The following is a 22,406-nucleotide window of genomic DNA, read 5'->3' as shown; positions in this document are numbered from 1 at the left end:
CCCCGGCGGATCTCCCGCGCGTACGCCTCAGCTCGTGCGCGACGCCGACGGCGGTCGGACCGGGTTGCCCCGGCCGTCGTTCCCGCGGCCCTGATCGCGCGTGCCGTCGGGCTCGCCCTGGCCGTTGGTTCCGGAGCGGGCACCGTCGCTGCCGGAACCGGACGGCTTGTCCGAGCTGGGCTTCTTGCCCGCGGCACCGTTCTCGCCGTTCGCCGGGCCGGGACGAGGAGTGCCGCCGTTGGTCGCCCCCGGAGGGGTCCCCACGGTACGGCTCATCGTCGTGGGAGCCTCGGTGCCGTCCTTCTCGGTGCCCGACGCGGGCGGACGCTCGGGGCCGGCGGGCTTGTCAGAACCGCCCGATGAGGTGTCACCGGATCGGCGTACGGGACTGACCGCGACCGTCCGCTCGGCCTCGTTGCCACCGCTCTGGCCCGGCTGGTCCGGACGTCCGGTGCCCGGCCGCGCAGGGTCCTGACGCGGGACGGCGGAGGTCGCCGGGTCCGGCTTCTTCGACTCCGACGCGGGCCGGAAAAGCTCCGCCGCCTCCGGCTCGTCCTGCGTGGACGGACGCATCGAGGTGGTGCGCTCGGCGCCCTGCGGCTGGCCCTGCTTGCCCTGGTTCCCGGACTGCCCCGGGTTCCCCGACGGCGTCGACGACGCGCCGGGCTTCGGCCCGGAGGTCTGTGCCGCCGGCTTGGCCTGCTGCACGGGTCCACCCTGACCGGAGGCGCCGCCCTGCCCGGACGTGCCCTGGCCCGAGCCGCCCTGCCCGGAGGCAGCCTGGCCGGAGCCGCCCTGGCCGACGCCACTCTGACCGGCGCCACTCTGACCGGGCCGTCCCGGACCGGAGCCGTTCTGGCCGGACCCGACCGGCGTCGGACCGTTCTGAGCAGGACCGTTCTGGGACGGACCACCTTGGCCGGGCTTGGCCGGGCTCGACGACCCGGAACCGGGCTGGCCCGGACCCTGCTGACCGCCACGCCCGTCGTGCCCGGGCCCGCGCTGTCCGGAACCGGACTGCCCGGACCCCGGCTTGCCCTGGCCCGACGGGGACGAGCCCGCCCCGGACGAACCCTGCCCGGAGCCGGCCGACGCCGCGGCCTGACCCGGACCCGCCTGACCCTGGCCGGACGACGCCGAACCCGGACCGGACGGCGACGGACCCGCCGCGGACGAACCCGCGACGGCCGGCTTCCCGTTGGTCTGCGGCCGCACCCCGGACGGTCCCGGAGCGGGCTTGGGGCCCGGACTCGGCTTGGGACCGGGGGTGGGTCGTGGTGACGCGGTGCGCGCATCGCCGTCCTGGGCGACACCGGGGTTCTGGCCACCGGCGTTCTGGCTGCCGGCGCCCTGCTTCGTGGCGTCGTCGGCGCGGCTCGCGGCCTCGGTGGCCGGCTTGATCTCGTGCCGTCCGGGCCCGGCGTCGGAACGGGTGGCACCCGCCGACGTCGTCTCCTTCGCGGGGGTACCGCTCTCCGGACGGGAGGACGCGCCCCCGGAGGACGAGCCGGACGGCGACGACGGACGCGACGACACGCCGTTGACCCCGGCGGCCGAGGCACCGGCGGCCGCGCCCGCGGCTCCGGCTGCACCCGCGACCGACGACGCACCCGGCTGGTTGCGCAGACGCCCCAGCTCGGCGCGGACCTCGTCGCGCTTGCGGGTCAGCTCACCGAGCTCGGCACGGAGCTTGTCGCCCTGGGCCCGGGCCTGGTCGGCCTCGGTCCGGGCACGCTCGACGGACTTCTTGGCCTCGGCGCGGACGCGCTCGGCGTCCGAGCGGGCCTGCTCGGTCTCGGCGCGGGCGGCGTTGCGGGCCTTGACCCGGATCTCCTCGGCCTCCTCCTCGGCCTTCTGCAGGATCGTCTGCATCCGGTCGGAGAAGTTGTTGATCTGGTCCGGCGGCTCGGCGGCCTGCGGGCGCGGCGACGGCCGCGGGCTGGGTCGCGGTCCGGGCTGCGGACCGGGGCCCTGCTGCGGGCCGCGTGGCGGACCGGCGAAGCCCCCGGGCGGCGGCACCGGCGGCATCGGGGCCGGCGGACGGCTGCGGAACGCCTCGATGTCCGCGCGCATCCGGCCCATGACCCGCTGCATCTGTACGACGTGCTCGTCCACCTGGCGCCGGTCGTAGCCGCGGAGCACGACGTCGAAGCGCGGGGGACCGCCTGGCCGGTCCGTCCCGTCTGTCGTCATCGCCTTTTCCTCCTGCTCCACGGCCGGTCACTGCTCGTCGAGGCCGGACCACTGAGGCCCGACTACAACGTTCAGCGTAGCCAGCTACGACTCGCTCTGGCGACACACGGCAGGATCACCGGTGTGGCGTTGCGGCCCGTTCACCACGTCGCGTGACACGATGTCCGGATCGGTTCCGCCGGGATCCCCCGCCGCGTTGCCCGCAAGGGTACCGGCCGTGACGGAATACCATCGTGTGTGTGGACACCTCGCTCAAGGGCACGCTGCACAGACGCGGTCTGCGCATGACGCCCCAACGCCAGCTCGTGCTCGACGCGGTGCGCGACCTGGGGCATGCGACCCCGGAACAGGTGTGTACGCAGGTACAGGCCGTCGCACCTGCGGTGAACATCACCACCGTCTACCGCACGCTGGACCTGCTCGAGCAGCTCGGCGTGGTCCAGCACGCCCATCTGGGGCACGGTGCACCCACCTACTCCGAGCACGAGCACCGGCACGTGCACCTGGTCTGCCACTCCTGCGGGAAGGTCGACGAGGCGCCGACCGAACTGCTGAGTGCGGTGAGCGAGCGCACGCTGACCGAGCGCGGCTTCCGGCTGGACGCGACGCACGTCGCGTTGAGCGGGACCTGCGCCGACTGCGCGGCCCGCCGCGAGGCCGACAGCGACGACCCGGACGCCGACGACGGCGCCGGGACCACCGAGACACCCGAGGGAGGCCCGTGACCACTCCGGACCCGACCACCGAGACGACCGACTCCCGCACGGTCGAGACGATCGAACCCGAGACCCCGGCCGACGACCTGGGACGTCCCGACGTCGACGCCGCCGTCCCCGCCCACCGCGGCGACCCGCCGGCCGAGCAGCGCGCGATGGTGCGCTCGGCCGCCGTCGTCGACCGGGGGCACCGCGAGGTCGTCGCCGTCCCCGGTGACGACCGCCTGTCCTGGCTGCACCTGCTGCTGACCCAGCACGTCAGCGCGCTGGGCACCGACACCGGCTCCGAGGCGCTGGTGCTCGACCTCAACGGCCGGGTGCTGCACCACATGGTGCTCGCGCACGTCGACGGCGTCGTGTACCTCGACACCGAGCCGGGCGCCGGCGCCGAGTTGCTGGCCTACCTGGACTCGATGCGCTTCTGGTCGAAGGTCGAGCCGCGGGACGCGACGGCCGAGCTCGCCGTCCTGAGCCTCGTCGGCCCGGACACCCCGTCCGTGCTGGCCGCGGCCGGGGCGCCGACACCCGAGCGCCCGTACGACTGCGCCGCCCTGCCCGGCGGCGGTCTGGTGCGCCGGATGCCGTGGCCCGGCCCGGACTCGACCGACCTGCTCGTGCCGCGCGCGGAGAAGGACGCCTGGATGGCGCGCCTGGAGGCGGCCGGTGCCCGGCCCGCCGGCACGCTCGCGTTCGAGGCGCTGCGCGCGGAGACGGTCCGCCCCCGGCTGGGCGTCGACACCGACGAGCGGACGATCCCGCACGAGGTCGGCTGGATCGGTGCGGCCGTGCACCTGGAGAAGGGCTGCTACCGGGGCCAGGAGACGGTCGCCCGCGTCGCGAACCTCGGACGCCCGCCGCGCCGTCTCGTCCTGCTGCTGCTCGACGCCGGGGACGAGGAGCTGCCGGTGACCGGCGACCCCGTCGTCCGCGACGGCCGCCCGGTCGGCCGGGTGGGCACCGTCGTGCAGCACCACGAGCTCGGGCCGGTCGCGCTGGCCCTGATCAAGCGCTCGGTCCCCGCCGACGCCGAGCTGACCGCCGGTGTCGAGGACCGCGCCTCGCCGGCCGCCATCGACCCGGGCAGCTACACCGTCGACGCGTCCGAGCCGCCGCCGGGCCGCGCCGCACAGATGCGCGGCGGCCTTCGCGGGTGATCACCCCTGGTCCGGGGTGGTCGAGGGTGGACTTCCTCCACGCCACCCCGGGCCGGACGCGGTCGTCGACTGTGACGACAGCGGTGCCACGTCGCATGCCACGGGGCTCGCAGGGTACTGTTGCTACCAGGACATTGATGACATGAATGGGGCCGCCGAGTTATCCGGCCGCCCCTTCCCTGTTGTAAGGGGGACCAGCCATGGGGCGCGGACGAGCCAAGGCCAAGCAGACGAAGGTGGCCCGCGAGCTCAAGTACAGCTCCCCCACGATGGATCTCGACGCGCTGCAGCGCGAGATCGGTAGTGGGACGGCGGTTACTACCGAGGACCCGGACGACGACTACGGCGAGTACGACGAGTACGCCGCCAAGTACGGTCCGGCCGACGACGAGGACGACGGACCCCGCCGCTGACCGGCGGGTTCACGGTGCCGGCGAGGGGTCTCCGGAGGCGCAGTCGTACCCTCCGGTTCCCCCCGGCCACGGGATAGGGCAAGATCACCACGCCGGACCGGGACATTTCGTCCGCGGCGGTGTCACCGATTACCGATTCCGGTGACCAGGTAGCGGTCGACCCTCCCGAGGTGCGAGAACCATGCGCGGCAATCTGTTCGCCGTCGCCGTGAACCTCGTCGTGCTCACGGTGCGCCGCCACCGGTTGCACGTGCTGCTGATCGAACGTGGTGAGCAGCCGTTCCTGGGCTCGTGGGCCCTGCCCGGTGGTTTCGTGCTGCCCGACGAGGACCTCACCGACACGGCCAGCCGACGTCTGGCCGAGGAGACCGGGGCGGACACCGGTCAGGCCGTCGTCGGATACCTGGAACAGCTGGCGAGCTACGCGGCGCCGGACCGAGACCCCCGGGGCCGGGTGCTCAGCGTCGGCTATCTGGCGCTGCTGCCGGACCTGCCGGACCCGACGCCGGGCGGCGACGCCGTCGCGTCGGCCTGGCGTCCCGTCGACGAGGTCGGCGAGCTGGCGTTCGACCACGAGCGCATCCTGGCCGAGGGCGTCGAGCGGGCCCGGTCGAAGCTGGAGTACACGACGCTGGCCGCGTCGTTCTGCTCGGCCGAGTTCACCGTGACCGACCTGCGCCGGGTCTACGAGGCCGTCTGGCGCACGTCGCTGGACCCGCGCAACTTCCAGCGCAAGGTCACCTCCACCGAGGGCTTCCTGGTGCCGACGTCGACGCTGGTCACCGGCGGGCGCGGGCGTCCGCCGCGGCTGTTCCGGCGGGGCCCGGCGACGGCCCTGCACCCCCCGATGCTGCGCTGACGACGGGCCGTCGGGCCCGGGCGCTCAGAAGCGCGGGTGCTCCCCGCGCAGCACGACTCGCGAGCCGGGCACCGCGGCGTCGGCGCCCTCGACGTCGGGGGCGCGGTGCACCTCGCCGAGCACCCAGGACGTGACGTGCCGGGCGGTCAGGATCGCGAGCGCGCGGTCGACGTCGTCGGGCGGGATGACCGCGACCATCCCGATCCCCATGTTGAACGTCTTCTCCATCTCGGCCCGGTCGACCCGGCCACGGGAGGCGATCAGCTTGAACACCGGGAACGGCGTCCAGGAGCCGCGGTCGATCACCGCGGCGAGACCGTCCGGGAGGATCCGTTCGACGTTGCGGGCCAGTCCCCCGCCGGTGATGTGCGAGAACGTCCGCACACCGGTCTCGGCGGCGATGGCCAGGCAGTCCTTGGCGTAGATCCGGGTCGGGACGAGCAGCTCCTCGCCGAGGGAGTGCTCGAACTCCTCGACGTGGCCGTCCAGCGGCAGACGCGCGATGTCGAGCAGGACGTGGCGGGCCAGCGAGTAGCCGTTGGAGTGCAGTCCCGAGGAGGCCATCGCGACCAGGACGTCGCCGGGGCGCACCCGCTCGGGGCGCAGCATCTTCTCCGCGTCGACGATCCCGACGCCGGTGGCCGAGATGTCGTAGCCGCCGTCCTCCATCATGCCGGGGTGCTCCGCGGTCTCCCCGCCGAGCAACGCGCAGCCGGCCTGCTGGCACCCGTCGGCGATACCGCCGACGATCGTCGCCACCTGCTCCGGGACGAGCTTGCCGACGGCGATGTAGTCCTGCAGGAACAGCGGCTCGGCGCCGCAGACCACGAGGTCGTCGACGACCATCGCGACCAGGTCCTGGCCGATCGTGTCGTGCTTGTCCATCGCCTGCGCGATCGCGACCTTCGTCCCGACGCCGTCGGTGGACGCGGCCAGCACCGGCTCGACGTACTTGCCCCACTTGGCCGCGAACAGCCCGGCGAAGCCGCCGATGCCACCGAGGACCTCGGGCCGGCTCGCCTTCTCCGCGTGCGGCCGCAGTGCCGCGACCGCCCGCTCGCCGGCGTCGATGTCCACTCCCGCGGAGGCGTAGCTCGCGCGCGGCTGCTCGGGGTCGGGCATGGGTACTTCGGCTCCTGGGGGCTGACGACGATCGGGTGGGCGGACCGTGGGGCCGGTCCGCGACGGCCTAGGGACGAGCCAGGGCCTCCGCGGCACCGTAGCCGACCGACAACGGCCCGGCATCGCCCGAGGCGGCACCGGACACGGTCTGCGAGGGCAGCGCCGCGTCCGTGGTGCCGATCTCCTCGAGCAGGTGCTTGCCGAGCTTGGCCTCCTCCGGCAGCGGAATCGGGTACTCGCCGTCGAAACAGGCGCAACAGAGGCGGCTGCGGGGCTGCTCGCTGGCCGCGACCATGTGGTCGACCGAGACGTAGCCCAGCGAGTCCGACCCGATCGAGCGGCGGACGCCCTCGGTGTCGGCCCCGCTGGCGATCAGCTCGGCGCGGCTGGCGAAGTCGATGCCGTAGAAGCAGGGCCAGCGCACCGGCGGGGACGCGATCCGGACGTGCACCTCGAGGGCTCCGGCCTCGCGCAGCATCCGGACCAGGGCGCGCTGGGTGTTGCCGCGAACGATCGAGTCGTCCACCACGACCAGGCGCTTGCCGCGGATCACGGTGCGCAGCGGGTTGAGCTTGAGCCGGATGCCGAGCTGGCGGATCGTCTGGCTGGGCTGGATGAACGTGCGCCCGACGTAGGCGTTCTTGACCAGCCCCTGGCCGTACGGGATGCCCGAGCCCTGCGCGTAGCCGATCGCGGCCGGCGTGCCGGACTCCGGGACCGGGATGACCAGGTCGGCGTCGACCGGGTGCTCGTTCGCCAGGCGGCGGCCGATCTCGACGCGGGTGTCGTAGACCGAACGGCCGGAGATGACGGTGTCCGGGCGGGCCAGGTAGACGTACTCGAACACGCAGCCCTTGGGCTCCGGTGCGGCGAACCGCATGCTGCGGATGCCGTCGGCGTCGATCGCAAGCAGCTCGCCGGGCTCGACCTCGCGCACCATCGAGGCGCCGACGATGTCGAGCGCCGCGGTCTCGCTGGCCACGACCCAGCCGCGCTCCAGGCGTCCGAGCACCAGCGGGCGGACGCCGTGGGCGTCGCGGGCGGCGTAGAGCGTCGACTCGTCGGCGAACGCGAGCGAGAACGCACCGCGCAGTCGCGGCAGCAGCCGCATCGCCGCCTCCATGATCCCGAGGTCCGCCGCACCGGCCGCGAGCAGCTCGGTGACCAGGTCGGAGTCGGTGGTGGCGTGCAGGCCGGAGCGGTTGCGCTTCTCCAGCGCGGAGACGTCGTCGCGCAGCTCGGCGGTGTTGACGAGGTTGCCGTTGTGGCCCAGGGCCAGGCCGCTGCCGGTGGCCGTCGTGCGGAACGTGGGCTGCGCGTTCTCCCAGGTCACCGACCCGGTGGTGGAGTAGCGGCAGTGCCCGATCGCGAGGTGCCCGCGCAGCGAGGACAGCGTCTGCTCGTCGAAGACCTGGCTGACCAGCCCGAGGTCCTTGAACACGACCATCCGGTGCCCGTCGGACACGGCGATCCCGGCGGCCTCCTGGCCGCGGTGCTGCAGCGCGTAGAGCCCGTAGTAGGTCATCTTCGCGACGTCCTCGCCGGGAGCCCAGACGCCGAAGACGCCGCACTCCTCGCGGGGCTCGTCGTCACGCGCGGCAGCCGACACGGGGCTGACGGAGGCGGGGTTCTCGGCGGTGGGGAAGGCTGGGCTGACGTTCTCGTTCCGTACGGAACTCAACGCACACGCTCCTCGGCAAGCGACGATCTGCGGCCTTGCACGACCATACGCCGCGAAGACCTCGTGGACCCATCGCTCGGGACGGGGGTCACGTCAACGGGAGCCAGGCCGCGACCTCGCCGGCCCGGTTCCCGGACACCCGCAACGCCCCGGCCGCGCTCGCCTCGTCCCAGCGCGACCGCCCCAGGGCCAGCGACAGCCACGTCCGCGGGTCGGTCTCGACGACGTTCGGCGGGGTCCCGCGGGTGTGCCGTGGGCCCTCGATGCACTGCACCGCACCGAACGGCGGGACCCGCACCTCCACGCTGTGCCCGGGCGCACGGCGGGCGAGCTCGGCCAGCGACTCCTTCACCGCGGCCTTGCGCACGGCCCGGTCCGGGGCCTCTCCCCCGTCCAGCCAGCTCTCCAGCGCGTCCTGCTCGCTCACCGTGGATCAGACCGCCCCCGCCTCAGACCGACAGGGCGCCGAAGCGGCCGGGCAGCGTGCCCTCCCAGGCCGTGCGGAGCTCGTCGAGACCCAGGTCGCCGACGTCGGCGATCCGCAGGGCGTCGCCACCGGTGGTGCCGAGCCGGACCACCGGGACGTCGGCCGCGGCGGCGCGGGCGACGAACTCCTCCGCGCCGTCGGCGGGCACCGTCACCAGCACCCGTCCGGCGGACTCGCTGAACAGCGCCGTGAACGCGTCCACCGACACCTCCGCCAGCGACACCGACGCGCCGCGCCCACCGGCCAGGGCGGCCTCGACCAGGGCCTGCGCCAGCCCGCCGTCGGAGAGGTCGTGACTGCCGGTCAGCGCGCCCTGGGACCCGGCCGAGGCCAGCAGGTCGGCCAGGCGCCGCTCGTGCTCCAGGTCGACGACCGGGGGCCGGCCGCCCAGGTGGCCGTGCACCTCGTGCGCCCACTCGCTGCCGCCGAGCTCCTCACGGGTCGCGCCCAGGAGCAGGACGGCGTCACCGTCGGCCCCGGCGAACCCGGACGGGATGCGGCGGGTCACGTCGTCGATCACGCCGAGCACGCCGACGACCGGGGTCGGCAGGATCGCCGTGGTGCCGGTCTGGTTGTAGAAGCTGACGTTGCCGCCGGTCACGGGCGTGCCGAGCACGGCGCAGCCGTCCGCGATGCCGCGCACGGCCTGGCTGAACTGCCACATCACGTGCGGGTCCTCGGGCGAGCCGAAGTTGAGGCAGTCGGTGACGGCGAGCGGGACGGCGCCGGAGGTGGCGACGTTGCGGTAGGCCTCGGCCAGCGCCAGCTGCGCGCCGGTGTACGGGTCGAGCGCGACGAACCGGGCGTTGCAGTCGGTGGCCACCGCGACGCCACGCTGGGTGGTCTCGTCGATCCGCACCACACCGGCGTCGGCGGGCGCCGCGGAGACGGTGTTGCCGCGCACGTAGCGGTCGTACTGGTCGGTGACCCAGGCCCGGCTGGCCAGGTTCGGCGCCGCGGCCATCCGCAGGATCTCAGCGCGCAGCTCCGACGGCGTCTCCGGGCGCGGCAGCGACTCCGGGCCGTCGGCGACCAGCGCGTCCTGCGCGGCGTCGTCGCGGGCGACCGGGCGCTCGTAGACCGGGCCCTCGTGGGCGACGGTGCGCGGCGGCACGTCGACGACGGTCTCGCCCTGCGAGGTGATCACCAGGCGGTCGCCGTCGGTGACCTCACCGATCACGGTCGCGATCGTGTCCCACTTGCGGCAGACGGCCATGAACGCGTCGACGTTCTCCGGCGTGACGACGGCGCACATGCGCTCCTGCGACTCGCTGGAGAGGATCTCGGCCGCGGTCATCCCGGTCGCGCGCAGCGGGACGGCGTCGAGGTCGACGTGCATGCCGCCGCTGCCGGCACTGGCCAGCTCGGACGTCGCACAGGAGAGCCCGGCGCCGCCGAGGTCCTGGATGCCGACGACGAGGCCCGCCGCGAAGAGCTCCAGGCAGCACTCGATGAGCACCTTCTCGGTGAACGGGTCGCCCACCTGGACGCTCGGGAGCTTCTTGCGCCCCGGCCCGGTCCCGTCGCTCTCGCCGAACGTCTCCGAAGCCAGCACGGAGACGCCGCCGATGCCGTCCAGACCGGTCGTCGCGCCGAACAGGATGATCTTGTTGCCGGTACCGGAGGCGAACGCCAGGTGCAGGTCCTCGGTGCGCAGCGCGCCCACGCACAGGGCGTTGACCAGCGGGTTGCCGGCGTAGGAGGCGTCGAACACGACCTCGCCGCCGACGTTCGGCAGGCCCAGGCAGTTCCCGTAGCCGCCGACGCCGGACACGATCCCGGGCAGCACCCGGGCGGTGTCCGGGGCGTCGATCGGGCCGAAGCGCAGCGGGTCGCCGACCGCGATCGGGCGCGCGCCCATGGCCATGATGTCGCGGACGATGCCGCCGACGCCGGTCGCCGCGCCCTGGTAGGGCTCCACGTACGACGGGTGGTTGTGCGACTCGACCTTGAACGTGACGGCCCAGCCGTCACCGATGCTCACCACGCCGGCGTTCTCGCCGATGCCCGCGAGCATCGCCGACCGCATCTCGTCGGTGGTGGTCTCGCCGAAGTAGCGCAGGTGCACCTTGGACGACTTGTAGGAGCAGTGCTCGCTCCACATCACCGAGTACATCGCCAGCTCGGCGTCGGTGGGCCTGCGGCCCAGGATCTCGCGGATGCGCGCGTACTCGTCGTCTTTGAGGCCCAGCGCCGCGTACGGCTGGGCCTGGTCGGGAGAGGCCTGCGCGGAGGCCACGGAGTCGACGGTCACCTGGTCGGCCAGCTCGGTCACGGCCGTCAGGGTAGTCGCCGGGGTCGCCGGCCCGGCCACCGCCGAGACCGGCCTCACCCGGCCGGGCACTCGTGCGCCGGAGTTCGCGCCCGGCGCCCATGTGTGACGCCGGGCTGCCGGGGCATCCGGCCACCATGTCCAAGGAACAGAACATCGCCACGCAGGAGAAAGCCGCAGCCCACATCAACGCCGGGGAGATCGATGCCGCGATGGACACGATGTTCGCCGTCGACGCGGTGGACCACGACCCGGCCCCGGGCCAGGCCCCCGGCCGGGAGGGCTTCCGCGGCTTCTTCCGGACGCTGACGACCGCGTTCCCGGACGCGCATCTCGAGCCGCAGACGATGGTCGCCGACGACGAGAACGTCGCCTTCGCCTACACCCTCACGGGCACCCACAGGGGCGAGTTCAACGGGGTGCCGGCCACGGGCAGACGCATCGAGGTGCGCGGACTGCAGATCGGCCGCTTCGAGAACGGGCAGATCGTCGAGCGATGGGGTGCCACCGACGAGGCCACCATCATGTCGCAGATCGGAGCGGGCCCCGACGACGGGAGCGGCAAACCCGGCCTGGTGGACAAGGTGAAGAACGCACTGAGCTGATCGTCCGTCGGCCCCGCGGCGAGTCCGCCGCGGGGTCGCTCGTCGTCACACAGGAGTCGCGCAGGTGTCCGCGGGAGCGGACGGTCAGGCCGTGACGCCGGCCAGGACGGAGCGGAACAGGCCGAGGCCGTCGGTGGACGGGCCGGTGAGGGCGTCCGTGGCGTGCTCGGGGTGCGGCATCAGGCCGACCACGTTGCCGCCCGCGTTCGTCACACCGGCGATGCCGTTGCTGGCGCCGTTCGGGGCGCCGTCGCGGTAGCGGAAGACGACCCGGCCGGTGTCCTCCAGCTCGGACAGCGTGTCGGGCGCGGCGACGAACCGGCCCTCCTGCGACTTGAGCGGGATCAGCAGCTCGTCGCCGCCGGTGTAGTCGCGGGTCCAGGCCGTCGAGGCGTTGTCCACGCGCAGCACCACGTCGCGGCAGAGGAACGTCAGGCCGGCGTTGGCGACCAGCGCGCCCGGCAGCAGCCCGGCCTCGCAGAGGATCTGGAAGCCGTTGCAGATGCCGAGCACGGGCAGCCCACGACCCGCTGCGTCGACGACCTCGCGCATGATCGGGGCGAGGCTGGCGATCGCACCGGCCCGCAGGTAGTCGCCGTAGGAGAAGCCTCCGGGGACGACGACGGCGTCCACCCCGCGCAGGTCGTGGTCGCCGTGCCAGAGCGGGACCGCCTCCGCGCCGGCGATCCGCACGGCGCGGGCCGCGTCGACGTCGTCGAGGGTGCCGGGGAACGTGATGACACCGACCCGGGTCGGGCTCACAGCCGGGTCACCGTCCAGTCCTCGATCACCGGGTTCGCCAGCAGCGAGCCGGCGAGACGGTGCAACGTCTCGTCGTCCACGCCGTCGGACACCTCGAGCTCGAAGTGCTTGCCCTGCCGGACGTCGCTGACACCGGACACGCCGATCCGGCCCAGCGCACGGCTCACGGCCTGACCCTGCACGTCGAGGATCTCGGGCTTGGGCATCACGTCCACCACCACTCTGGCCACGGCGCTCAGCCTACGGGTCGGGTGCACGCGATCTCGACGTGACGGCCGCGACCCTCAGGCGGCCGGCTCGGCGGCGGCCAGGAGACCGCGATGCACGGCCGGGACCGCTCCCGCCGACAGCGCGGCGTCGATCGCGGTCAGCGCGGCCTGCACCCGGTGCGGCTTGCGCAGGTCCTTGGCACGCAGGGCGATCCGGACGACGCCGCCCCGGCTCGCGGTCCGGGCCGCGGCCTGCTCCAGCGCACGGGCACGGCGGTGTTCGCCGGCCGGGCGCTCCCGCTCCTCGGAGCGCGGCCACTGGTCGGCGCGCCGGAACGTCAGGACACGGGCCCTGATCGACGGCTGCGACGGGTCGGTGGAGCGCAGCGCGGTGTCGTCGGCGCACAGCAGGAAGCCGTGCTCGCGCAGGGCGTCCACGGTGCCGTTCGAGGCCACCCAGCCGGGCGGGGCGAAACCGTCGGTGCGCAGACCGACCGAGGTCATCACCCGGCGGGCCGCGGTGAGCCGCAGCGTCGCCTCGTGCCGGGGCAGGGCCCCGAACTCGGTGCGGCGACCGATCCGCGGCACGGCGCCGTTCTGCCAGGAGCCGACCGGGTCGGCGGTGTGGTCGTAGCCGTGCAGGAGGACGTCGTCGCCGGCCCGGACCCGGCCGGCGACCCAGCGCACCAGCGCGTCGCCGCGTCGCAGGGGCCCCTCCGGCCCGCGGGGCTGCACGAGGTGGGTGAGCGGGACCAGGCGCCGGTCCAGCTCCCCGGCGAACGCGACGGCCCGGGCGCGGGACGCGTCGTCGGCGTCGGTCAGCCCGGACAGCGACACCAGCAGCGTCGACGTGCCGGGCTCGGCCGTGTGCCGGAGCGCGGCCGGAGCCTCCGGGGCGGACTCCTCCGGTTCACCGATGAGTACCTGCATGTCCCCATGGGGCCATACCGACATGAACGCCCGAGATCCGGGTGATGAGCACCGCGCAGCCGGTGGACGAGCACTCCCGATGATCGGTGGATCGGTACCGTTGCGGGCCACCGGTGGCCCCGATCGGGACCCGACCGCCGATCACCCGTCGAAGACGTCCCGCCCTGGAGGTATCCCGTGGCACGACCCCGCACGATCTCCGACGACGTCGTCATCGACGCCGCCCCCGAGCTGCTCTACACGCTGATCTCCGACCCGGTGCACATGTCGCGCTGGAGCCCGGAGAACACCGGCGCGACGACCCGTCGTCCGGGGCCGGCCGAGGTCGGCGACCGGTTCGTCGGGACGAACAAGCGGGGCGCGGTCAGCTGGGTCACCGAGAGCGTCGTCACCGCGGCCGAGCCCGGCGTGCGGTTCGCGTTCCAGGTGCAGGGCTGGGGCGTGCGGTCGCCCTCGCTGCGGGTGGCGAACGCCAGCTGGGAGTACCGGTTCGAGCCGGTCGCCGGGGGCACGAAGGTCACCGAGACCTGGACCGACGACCGTCCGTGGCCGGACGTTGTCGCCAACCTCGCGGACCGCGTCCTGACCCGCGGTTCCACGTTCGCCGACTTCCAGCGTCGCAACATCCGCACCACCCTGGACCGGCTCAAGTCCGACGTGGAGTCGTCCCCGTCGGCGTGAGCCACACCCTGCTCGACGCCGACGGCCGTCCGTACCGCAGGACCGGTACGCCGTCCAGCGAATGAGTGATCGATCCCCGAGGTCATGTCAGGGCCACCTGTGGCCACGAACTCACCACGAACGTCGATCACCGACGGGGGTCACCGCACAACGGGTGGGCGGCCAGGAAGTCCTGGACGACGGCGCTCGCGTCGGCGCGGCGTTCCAGGAAGTAGGCGTGCCGGGCGCCCTCGAACAGGTGCAGGGTCGCGCCGGGGATGCGGTCGGCCAGGAGCCGTCCGTTCCCGGGCGGGGCGAACGCGTCGGCGGTGCCGTGCAGGACGAGTGTCGGCGCGGTGACGTCCGGCAGCACGTCCCAGGCGTCGTGACGTTCACTGGCCCGGCGATGCTCACGGCGGGCGCGCGGGGTCATCGTGTCGTCGCCGAGCACGGACGACAACGACGCGGGGTGCGACCACTGGAAGTGCGGGCCGGCCATCAGGTCCATCAGCGTCCGACGTGCCCCGTCCGGGTCGCCGGCCAGCGGGCGGAGTACGTCGGGATCGGCCGGGACCGCGCCGGCGCCGCCGCCGGTCGTGCACCCGAGGACGAGCGCGCCGACCCGGTCCGGGGCGTCGGCGGCGACCCACTGCGCGACGCGGCCGCCCATGGACGTCCCGTAGACGTGCGCGCGGGCGATCCCGAGCTCGTCGAGGACGGCGACGACGTCACGGGCGAACCGGCGGGTGCCCCACTCGGCGTGCTCTCCGGTGTCGCTGGTCCCGGTGCCGAGGGTGTCGATCGCGATCGTCGTGTACGCGGCCGAGAAGTCGTCTCGGACGGGGTCCCACCAGTGGCGGGAGTTGGCCTGCCCGGCGAGCAGGACGAGCGGCTCGCCGTCGCCCTCGACGTCGAACCCGATCCGCGCGCCGTCCGGAGCGGTCGCGTGCCGCCCGGTCGTGTCCATCGAGGTCACGGCGTCGGGGAGACCCACTGCCGTCCGGTGATCCGGCGGTAGACCTCGGCGTAGCGGTCGTGCACGACCCCGATGACGTCGTCCGGGACCTCGGGCCCGGGCGCGGTGCGGTCCCAGTCCAGGTTCGACGACCAGTCGCGGACGTACTGCTTGTCGAACGAGAACTGCACCCGCCCGGGCTCGTACTGATCCGCCGGCCAGAAGCGCGACGAGTCCGGCGTGAGCACCTCGTCACCGAGGACGATCTCCCCGTCGGTGTCGCGGCCGAACTCCAGCTTCGTGTCCGCGACCAGGATCCCGCCCTGTGCGGCCGACTCGGCACCGCGGCGGTAGACCTCCAGCGTGAGGTCGCGCAGCCGCTCGGCGGTGTCGCGCCCGACCAGTGCGATCACCTCGTCGAAGGTCATGAACTCGTCGTGCTCGCCGACCGGGGCCTTCGTGGTCGGGGTGAAGATCGGCTCGGGCAGCTGCGAGCCCTCGACGAGGCCGTCGGGGAGCGCGATGCCGGAGACCGTGCCGTCCTTCTCGTACTCCTTGAGCCCCAGCCCGGTGAGGTAGCCGCGGGCGATGCACTCGACCGGCAGCATTTGAAGCGGGCGGCAGCGCACGGCCCGCCCGGCGAACTCGTCCGGGACGTCGTCGGTGCCGATGACGTGGTTGGGCACCAGGTCGCCGGTGCGCTCGAACCAGTACAGCGACAGCGCCGTCAGGATCGCGCCCTTGTCCGGCACCGGCGTCGGCAGAACGACGTCGTAGATCGAGAGCCGGTCGGACGCGACGAGCAGCAGCTGCGCCGGGTCGTAGGACTCGTCGAGGTAGAGCTCGCGGACCTTGCCCGAGTGCAGCAGCTTCACAGGATTCCTCCCGGGGTGTAGGCGGCGGCCTCGGGACGCTCGGCGGTGATCGTCGCGATCCGCTCCTGCACGGCCGCGACCTGGGCCGTCGCCGCGCCGGTGAACTTCAGCGGGTCGGCGAGCAGGCCGTCGAGGGCACCGTCGGGCAGACCGAGGCGCGAGTCGGTGGACAGGCGCTGGATCAGGTCGTTGTCGGCCTGGCCCTTCTCCCGCATGGCCAGCGCGACGCCGACGGCGTGCTCCTTGATCACCTCGTGCGCGGTCTCCCGGCCGACGCCGGCGCGCACGGCGGCCATCAGCACCGCGGTCGTGGCCAGGAACGGCAGGTAGCGGTCCAGCTCGCGGGCGATCACGGCCGGGTAGGCGCCGAACTCGTCGAGCACGGTCAGCGTCGTCTCGTACAGGCCGTCGAGGGCGAAGAACGCGTCCGGCAGCGCGACCCGGCGCACCACCGAGCAGGAGACGTCGCCCTCGTTCCACTGCGAGCCGGACAGCTCGGCGGTCATCACCGACAGGCCGCGCAGGATCACGGTCAGGCCGTTGATCCGCTCCGCGGAGCGGGCGTTCATCTTGTGCGGCATCGCCGACGAGCCGACCTGCCCGGGCGCGAAGCCCTCGGTGGCCAGCTCGGCGCCGGCCATCAGGCGGATCGTGGTGGCCAGCGACGACGGCGCGGCCGCGAGCTGCACCAGCGCGGAGACGACGTCGTGGTCGAGCGAGCGCGGGTAGACCTGCCCGACGCTGGTGAACCGCTCCGCGAACCCGAGGTGCTCGCAGACGCGGCGCTCCAGGTCGTCGAGCTTCGTGGTGTCGCCGTCGAGCAGGTCGAGCATGTCCTGGCTGGTGCCCATCGGGCCCTTGATCCCGCGCAGCGGGTAGCGGACACGCAGCTCCTCGAGCCGGGCGTGCGCGACGAGCAGCTCGTCGGCAGCGGACGCGAAACGCTTGCCCAGCGTCGTGGTCTGCGCGGCCACGTTGTGGCTGCGACCGGCCATCACCAGCTCGGCGTACTCCCCCGCGCGACGGCCGAGGCGGGCCAGGATCGCGACCGTGCGGTCGGCGACGAGCTCCAGCGACAGCCGGATCTGCAGCTGCTCGACGTTCTCGGTCAGGTCCCGGCTGGTCATGCCCTTGTGGACCTGCTCGTGTCCGGCGAGGGCGTTGAACTCCTCGATCCGGGCCTTCACGTCGTGCCGGGTGACGCGCTCACGCTCGGCGATGCTCGCGAGGTCGACCTGGTCGAGCACCCGCTCGTAGTCCGCGATGGCCTGCTCGGGAACGTCCACGCCGAGGTCACGCTGGGCACGCAGGACCGCGATCCACAGCTGTCGCTCGAGCTGGATCTTGTACTCCGGCGACCACAGTCGGACGAGCTCGGGGCTCGCGTACCGGGCGGCCAGCACGTTGGGGATCACGTGAAGCGAGGATATGCGCTGCTCCGGGCGCCGCCGACACCGGTGCCCGGTCGCCGCTCAGCGCGAGAGGGCGTCGACCAATGCCTCGCGCGCGATCCGGCGCGGGTCGGCGTCGGCCTCGATCAGCGCGGAGACGACGGCGCCATCGATCAGGGCGACGATCCGGCGGAGCTCCTTCGCGTCCGGGGTGTGCCCGGCGCGGCGCAGCGCCTGGGCGAGCAGCGCGTCCAGCTCGGTGCGCTGGTCCCGCATCAGCGGAGCCAGGTAGGGACGGCGGCCCGCGCCGACCAGACGCTCGAAGCGCCGCAGCACCGCGTCGAGCCCGTCGGTGCGCGACCGCGCACCGAGCAGCATGTCCAAGACGACCTCCGACGGGTCGTCGTGCGGGCGGGCGGCGTCGAGCGAGGCCCTCGCCTCGTCCAGCTCGGTGCGGCCCAGGTGCTCGGCCCCGGCGATGACCAGGTCGTCGAGGGTGCCGAAGTAGTAGGTCGTGGCGGCCAGCGGCACGTCCGCGCGTTCGGCGACGGCGCGGTGCCGGATCGCCTCGAACCCGCCCTCGGCGAGCAGCTCGGCGGCCGCCGCGGCGAGCAGGCCGCGCCGGCGTTCACCCTTCTCGGTGGCCATCGCCCCATTCTTCCGGTTCCCGCCCCCACGGCCCCGGGCGCCCGCCGACCGTCGCCTCCCGTCACCGCTCACGAGCCGTTCGGCGCGTCGTCGTGACCGTTTCGTGACCCTGAACGGAGATCGTCGGCCCGATGACGGACACTGGTCGGGTGCGACCGTCCCCCCGGAGCAGGCGATCATCTCGGTTCGACGAGCCCGTCGACCTGCGGTCGGACACCGTCACGGTGCCGACCCCGTCCATGCGCAAGGCGATGGCCGCGGCCGAGGTCGGCGACGACGTGCTCGACCGCGACCCGACGATGCGCCGGCTCGAGGAACGGATCGCCGGGCTGCTCGGCGCGGCCGACGCCCTGTGGACTCCGACCGGGTCGATGGCCAACCTGATCGCGCTGATGCACCACCTCGGCCGGGGTGAGGCGTTCCTGGCGCCGCAGGGCGCGCACGTCCTCGACTTCGAGCTGGGCACGGCGGCCTGGCTGGCCGGCGGCATGCCGCGGCCGCTGCCGCACGACGCCGGACCGGGCAAGATCTCGGCGACGGCCGTGCGCCGCGCCGCCGCCTCGGACGGCTTCTACGCCTCGCTGAAGCCCGCGCTGCTCTGCCTGGAGAACACACACAACTCCGCCGGCGGCACCGTCGTCGCGCCGGAGGAGCACGCCGCGGTCGCCGCCGCGGCCCGCGCCGCGCGGCTGGCCGTGCACCTCGACGGCGCGCGGCTGTGGAACGCCTCGGTCGCCCTCGGCGTCCCGCCCGCGGCGCTCACGGTCGGCGCGGACACCGTGTCGGTGTGCCTGAGCAAGGGCCTCGGCGCGCCCGTCGGGTCGGTGGTGGCCGGGTCGGCCGAGTTCACCGAGCACGCCCGGCGGCTGCGCAAGATGCTCGGCGGCGGGGTCCGCCAGGGCGGCATCCTGGCCGCCGCGGGCCTGCACGCACTGGACTCGGTGGACCGCCTCGCCGAGGACCACGCCCGGGCGTCGACGCTGGCCGAGGGCCTGCGCGACCGCGGCTGGCGGGTCCGGGAGCCGCAGACCAACATCGTGCTCGTCGACGTCGCGGACCTGCCGGGCACGATCGCGCACCTCGCCGAGTCCGGCGTCCTGGCCGGGGCGATCGGCGGCAAGCTGCGGCTGATGACCCACCGCGACGTCGGGGACCGGCACATCCAGACCGCCCTGGAGCGCATCGGCGAGGTCGGCCCGGCCAGCACCGGGCCGTTCGGCGGCCCGACCGGCGACGGCGCCCGGGCCCGTCCCGTCCGGGACCCGTCGATCTGACGCGGCCGTCGCGTCGAACGCGGGCGTCGGGTCCCGGGCCCGCGCCCTAGGCGCCGAGCCAGGGGCGCAGGCGTTCCAGCGCCTCCGCGACGTGCTCGGTCGCGCCGGCGCAGGAGAACCGCACGAACCGCCCGCCGTCGACCGGGTCGAAGTCCGCGCCCGGGGCGACGGCGACGCCGGTCTCGGCCAGCATCCGGTAGGTGAAGGCCATCGAGTCCTCGCCTGCGCGGAGCTTGTCGCCGACGTCGGCGTAGACGTAGAACGCGCCGTCGGCCGGGGCCAGGCGGTCCAGGCCGAGTGCGGGCAGTCCGTCGAGGAGCAGGTCGCGGTTGCGGGCGTAGCGCAGCACGTGGGAGTCGGCCTCGGCGTAGGACTCCGGCGCGAACGCCCCCAGCGCGGCGTACTGCGCGGGCGCCGGCGGGCAGACCGTGAAGTTCCCGGCGAGGCCCTCGATCGTGCGCCGCAGCCGCGGCGGGCAGACCAGCCAGCCCAGCCGCCAGCCCGTCATCGAGAAGTACTTGGAGAACGAGTTCACCAGCAGCGCCTCGCGCGAGGTCGCCCACGCGCACGACGTCGGCGGCGAGCCGGCGAACGTGATCCCGTGGTAGATCTCGTCGCTGACCAGCTGGATCCCGTTGCTCTCGCAGTACGCGGCCAGCGCGGCGAGCTCCAGGGGTTCGAGGACCGTGCCGGTCGGGTTCGCCGGGCTGGCCAGGATCAGGCCCTTCACCGGCTCGTCGAGCGCCTCCAGCATCGCGACCGTCGGCTGGAAGCGGGTCTCCTCCCCGCACGGCAGCTCGACGACCTCGCAGCCCAGGGCGTGCAGGATGTTGCGGTAGCAGGGGTAGCCGGGGCGGGCCATCGCGACGCGGTCCCCGGCGTCGAAGGCGGCCAGGAACGCGAGCAGGAACCCGCCGGACGATCCGGTCGTGACGACCACGTCCCCGGCGTCGACGTCGAGGTCGTAGGTGCGCCGGTAGTGCGCGGCGATCGCCTCGCGCAGCTCCGGGATGCCGGGGGCGACGGTGTAGCCGAGCACCTCGCCCTGCAGGGCCTCGATCGCGGCCGTGCGCACCGCCTCCGGCGCCGGGGTGGACGGCTGCCCGGCCGAGAGGTTGATCAGGTCGCCGTGGGTCCGCGCCCGCTCGCCCGCCGCGGCCCACACGTCCATCACGTGGAACGGGGCGACGGCGGCGCGGGCGGCGACGCCGAGACGGGCGGGGTCGGTGGCGCTGCGTCCGGTCACCGCCCGAGGGTAGAAGGCCGGACGCGGGCGGGCCCCGGTGGCGTCGTCGTCACCGGGGCCCGGCCGGTCGTCGGAGCCGACCTACTCGGCGGCCTCGAGGCCCAGGGCGTCGAGGGCGGCGCCGATCGAGGCCTCCTCGTCGGCGACCGTCTGGTCGAGGTACTCGGCGATCGGGGTCAGCTCGGCGGCCGAGGCGGTGCCGGCGACACCGAGCATGACGGCCGGAGCCGCGACGAGGGCCAGCGCGGCACCGCCGAGGATGGCCTTCTTCGAGCGGCGCGGCTGGGGAGCGTGAGCCATGGGAGAACCTCCAGTGATCACCGCACACCGGATGCGTGCGGGGTGCGAAGACGATCTCCCGGACAGTTTGGACAGATCAAACTCGGAGGGCCCGTTTTACACGCTGTTTGCACGCTCTGTACAAGCCGAAGAGAGCAGTGCTTCTAGACCGAACGGCCCAGCAGGTCAGCGGTGTGTGACCGGATCCCCGGCACACGGGCGGTGCGACGCGGCAGTAACTCCGCGTTCACACACGGACCGTGTCAGCCGGACGGAATCGAGATCTCGCCGCGCTCGGCGCGCAGGCCGATGTCGGTCCGGTGGTGCGACCCGGCCAGCCGGACCGGCTCCAGGCGCGCGTAGGCGTCCGCCCGCGCGGCCGCGAGGTCGTCGCCGGTGCCGACGACCGAGAGCACCCGCCCACCGCTGGAGACGACCGCGCCGTCGTCGCGGCGGCGGGTCCCGGCGTGCAGCACGCCGTCGCCCTCCGCCCCGGTGATCACGTCGCCCAGCCGCGGCGTGGCCGGGTAGCCCTCCGCGGCCACGACGACCGTCACCGCGGAGCCGTCGGCCCACTCCAGTGGCGGCTCGTCGGCCAGCGTGCCGGTCGCGGTGGCGTGGAGCAGCCGGGCCAGCGGCGTGCGCAGCAGCGCCAGCACGGCCTGGGTCTCGGGGTCGCCGAAGCGGCAGTTGAACTCGATCACGGCGGGGCCGCGGGAGGTCATCGCCAGACCCGCGTAGAGCAGGCCGGAGAACGGAGCCCCACGCTGCTCCAACTCCTCGGCGACCGGGCGGACGACCCGCTCCACGAGCTCGTCGGCCAGGTCGTCGGAGGCCCACGGCAGCGGCGCGTAGGCGCCCATCCCGCCGGTGTTCGGGCCGGTGTCGTCGTCGCCGACCCGCTTGAAGTCCTGCGCCGGCAGCAGCGGCACCACGGTGGAGCCGTGGACCAGGCAGAACAGCGACGCCTCCGGACCGTCGAGGAACGACTCCAGCAGCGCCGGGTGGCCGGCGTCGAGCAGCATCAGCGCGTGCGCGCGGGCGACCTCGACGTCGTCGGACACGACGACGCCCTTGCCGGCGGCCAGACCGTCGTCCTTGACGACGTAGGGCGGGGTGAACACGCTCAGGGCGGTGTCGAGGTGCGCCGGGTTGTCCACCATCACCGACGACGCGGTGGGCACCCCTGCCGAGCTCATCACGCTCTTCGCGAACGCCTTGGAGCCCTCGATCCGGGCCGCCGCGGCGCTCGGGCCGAAGCAGGCGATGCCGGCTTCGCGGACCGCGTCGGCGGCACCGTGGACGAGCGGTACCTCCGGCCCGATCACCACCAGGTCCGCCGACCAGCTCCGCGCCAGCGCCACGATCGCGGCGTTGTCGGCCACGTCGAGGCCGAGCTGCTCGGAGACCGCGGACGTGCCGGCGTTGCCCGGGGCGCAGGCCAGTGCCGTCACCTCCGGGTCCTGCGCCAGCGACACTGCGATGGCGTGCTCACGCGCGCCGCTTCCGACGACCAGGACTCGCACGGTCGCCGACCCTAGATCCAGCGCTCCGGCGGCGCCGCACCGGCATCCGTCGTTCACCCGCCGGACACCGTTCGACCTTCTCGGATGACGCCCGTTCGTGTCATCGTCCCCGCGTGAACGTGTCGAAGCTGCGCGCCCGCCTGTCCCCC

The 22,406-nt window shown here is 73.8% G+C and carries 22 protein-coding genes; 7 read left to right on the top strand and 15 right to left on the bottom strand.

The window, feature by feature from the left end; genetic code table 11:
* Positions 1–27: 27 nt before the first annotated feature.
* Complete coding sequence (locus EV383_RS02210) at positions 28–2,193, bottom strand: ATP synthase F0 subunit B (protein ID WP_130288355.1); 2,166 nt, start codon at positions 2,191–2,193, stop codon at positions 28–30.
* A gap of 239 nt (positions 2,194–2,432) precedes the next feature.
* Here EV383_RS02210 and EV383_RS02205 point away from each other — a divergent pair, with 239 nt between their 5' ends.
* The 4 genes from EV383_RS02205 to EV383_RS02190 all read left to right on the top strand — a co-directional run bounded on the left by EV383_RS02205 (position 2,433) and on the right by EV383_RS02190 (position 5,335).
* The gene (locus EV383_RS02205) at positions 2,433–2,918 is read left to right on the top strand and encodes a Fur family transcriptional regulator (RefSeq protein ID WP_242622854.1); all 486 of its coding nucleotides are present in this window, start codon (positions 2,433–2,435) and stop codon (positions 2,916–2,918) included.
* 50 nt (positions 2,919–2,968) lie between these two features.
* Positions 2,969–4,063: a CAF17-like 4Fe-4S cluster assembly/insertion protein YgfZ gene (gene ygfZ / locus EV383_RS02200; protein ID WP_242623395.1), complete on the top strand. Its 1,095-nt coding sequence runs from the start codon at positions 2,969–2,971 to the stop codon at positions 4,061–4,063.
* A 200-nt stretch (positions 4,064–4,263) separates the two neighbouring features.
* Positions 4,264–4,476 (top strand): DUF3073 domain-containing protein, encoded by a 213-nt coding sequence (locus tag EV383_RS02195; RefSeq protein ID WP_130288354.1) that lies wholly within the window; start codon positions 4,264–4,266, stop codon positions 4,474–4,476.
* A gap of 181 nt (positions 4,477–4,657) precedes the next feature.
* The gene (locus EV383_RS02190; protein WP_130288353.1) at positions 4,658–5,335 is read left to right on the top strand and encodes an NUDIX hydrolase; all 678 of its coding nucleotides are present in this window, start codon (positions 4,658–4,660) and stop codon (positions 5,333–5,335) included.
* A 24-nt stretch (positions 5,336–5,359) separates the two neighbouring features.
* On the opposite strand, the gene purM is transcribed toward EV383_RS02190, so the two are convergent.
* The 4 genes from purM to purL form a co-directional block, all read right to left on the bottom strand.
* On the bottom strand, positions 5,360–6,457 hold the full coding sequence (purM, locus tag EV383_RS02185; RefSeq protein WP_130288352.1) for a phosphoribosylformylglycinamidine cyclo-ligase: 1,098 nt from the start codon (positions 6,455–6,457) through the stop codon (positions 5,360–5,362).
* A gap of 67 nt (positions 6,458–6,524) precedes the next feature.
* The gene (gene purF / locus EV383_RS02180) at positions 6,525–8,066 is read right to left on the bottom strand and encodes an amidophosphoribosyltransferase (RefSeq protein WP_130293750.1); all 1,542 of its coding nucleotides are present in this window, start codon (positions 8,064–8,066) and stop codon (positions 6,525–6,527) included.
* A 160-nt stretch (positions 8,067–8,226) separates the two neighbouring features.
* Positions 8,227–8,565 (bottom strand): sterol carrier family protein, encoded by a 339-nt coding sequence (locus tag EV383_RS02175; RefSeq protein WP_207223410.1) that lies wholly within the window; start codon positions 8,563–8,565, stop codon positions 8,227–8,229.
* Positions 8,566–8,587: 22 nt separating this feature from the next.
* Positions 8,588–10,900: a phosphoribosylformylglycinamidine synthase subunit PurL gene (purL, locus tag EV383_RS02170; RefSeq protein WP_423213624.1), complete on the bottom strand. Its 2,313-nt coding sequence runs from the start codon at positions 10,898–10,900 to the stop codon at positions 8,588–8,590.
* A gap of 134 nt (positions 10,901–11,034) precedes the next feature.
* On the opposite strand from purL, the gene EV383_RS02165 reads away from it, so the two are divergent.
* Positions 11,035–11,502 carry an ester cyclase gene (locus EV383_RS02165; protein WP_130288351.1) on the top strand — a complete coding sequence of 156 codons (468 nt, stop codon included), beginning with the start codon at positions 11,035–11,037 and terminating at the stop codon, positions 11,500–11,502.
* Positions 11,503–11,586: 84 nt separating this feature from the next.
* Here the strand turns inward: EV383_RS02165 and purQ are convergent, their stop codons facing one another.
* From purQ to EV383_RS02150, 3 genes are read right to left on the bottom strand one after another with little or no spacing between them, the layout of a single operon-like run.
* Complete coding sequence (purQ, locus tag EV383_RS02160) at positions 11,587–12,264, bottom strand: phosphoribosylformylglycinamidine synthase subunit PurQ (protein WP_130288350.1); 678 nt, start codon at positions 12,262–12,264, stop codon at positions 11,587–11,589.
* On the bottom strand, positions 12,261–12,494 hold the full coding sequence (gene purS / locus EV383_RS02155; protein ID WP_130288349.1) for a phosphoribosylformylglycinamidine synthase subunit PurS: 234 nt from the start codon (positions 12,492–12,494) through the stop codon (positions 12,261–12,263). Before purS ends, purQ begins: the two co-directional genes overlap by 4 nt.
* Before the next feature lie 54 nt (positions 12,495–12,548).
* A complete protein-coding gene (locus EV383_RS02150) occupies positions 12,549–13,403 on the bottom strand; it encodes a DUF2334 domain-containing protein (RefSeq protein ID WP_207223409.1) in 855 nt (284 codons plus the stop codon).
* 177 nt (positions 13,404–13,580) lie between these two features.
* On the opposite strand from EV383_RS02150, the gene EV383_RS02145 reads away from it, so the two are divergent.
* Positions 13,581–14,084, top strand: coding sequence for an SRPBCC family protein (locus EV383_RS02145; RefSeq protein ID WP_130288348.1), 504 nt, complete (start codon positions 13,581–13,583; stop codon positions 14,082–14,084).
* A 127-nt stretch (positions 14,085–14,211) separates the two neighbouring features.
* On the opposite strand, the gene EV383_RS02140 is transcribed toward EV383_RS02145, so the two are convergent.
* The 4 genes from EV383_RS02140 to EV383_RS02125 are packed head-to-tail and all read right to left on the bottom strand — an operon-like array spanning position 14,212 to position 17,932.
* Complete coding sequence (locus EV383_RS02140) at positions 14,212–15,030, bottom strand: alpha/beta fold hydrolase (protein ID WP_130288347.1); 819 nt, start codon at positions 15,028–15,030, stop codon at positions 14,212–14,214.
* Between the two features lie 5 nt (positions 15,031–15,035).
* Entirely contained in the window at positions 15,036–15,893 is an 858-nt protein-coding gene (locus EV383_RS02135; protein WP_130288346.1) for a phosphoribosylaminoimidazolesuccinocarboxamide synthase, read from the bottom strand.
* Positions 15,890–17,308 (bottom strand): adenylosuccinate lyase, encoded by a 1,419-nt coding sequence (purB, locus tag EV383_RS02130; RefSeq protein ID WP_207223408.1) that lies wholly within the window; start codon positions 17,306–17,308, stop codon positions 15,890–15,892. The genes EV383_RS02135 and purB overlap by 4 nt, the downstream gene beginning before the upstream one ends.
* Positions 17,309–17,365: 57 nt before the next feature.
* Positions 17,366–17,932 (bottom strand): TetR/AcrR family transcriptional regulator, encoded by a 567-nt coding sequence (locus EV383_RS02125; protein WP_130288344.1) that lies wholly within the window; start codon positions 17,930–17,932, stop codon positions 17,366–17,368.
* 131 nt (positions 17,933–18,063) lie between these two features.
* Here EV383_RS02125 and EV383_RS02120 point away from each other — a divergent pair, with 131 nt between their 5' ends.
* Complete coding sequence (locus EV383_RS02120) at positions 18,064–19,206, top strand: threonine aldolase family protein (RefSeq protein WP_130288343.1); 1,143 nt, start codon at positions 18,064–18,066, stop codon at positions 19,204–19,206.
* 46 nt (positions 19,207–19,252) lie between these two features.
* Here EV383_RS02120 and EV383_RS02115 read toward each other — a convergent pair whose 3' ends face one another.
* From EV383_RS02115 to purD, 3 genes are all read right to left on the bottom strand, one after another.
* Positions 19,253–20,377, bottom strand: coding sequence for a pyridoxal phosphate-dependent aminotransferase (locus EV383_RS02115; RefSeq protein WP_130293744.1), 1,125 nt, complete (start codon positions 20,375–20,377; stop codon positions 19,253–19,255).
* A gap of 156 nt (positions 20,378–20,533) precedes the next feature.
* Positions 20,534–20,752, bottom strand: a complete 219-nt coding sequence (locus tag EV383_RS02110; protein WP_130288342.1) for a hypothetical protein — start codon at positions 20,750–20,752, stop codon at positions 20,534–20,536.
* A gap of 242 nt (positions 20,753–20,994) precedes the next feature.
* Positions 20,995–22,257, bottom strand: a complete 1,263-nt coding sequence (gene purD, locus EV383_RS02105; protein WP_130288341.1) for a phosphoribosylamine--glycine ligase — start codon at positions 22,255–22,257, stop codon at positions 20,995–20,997.
* Positions 22,258–22,406: the final 149 nt, after the last annotated feature.

The organism is Pseudonocardia sediminis, assembly GCF_004217185.1.
Classification (GTDB): Bacteria; Actinomycetota; Actinomycetes; order Mycobacteriales; family Pseudonocardiaceae; genus Pseudonocardia; species Pseudonocardia sediminis.
The sequence above is the reverse complement of the archived record's forward strand: the minus strand, read 5'-3'. Positions and strand labels throughout refer to the sequence as shown.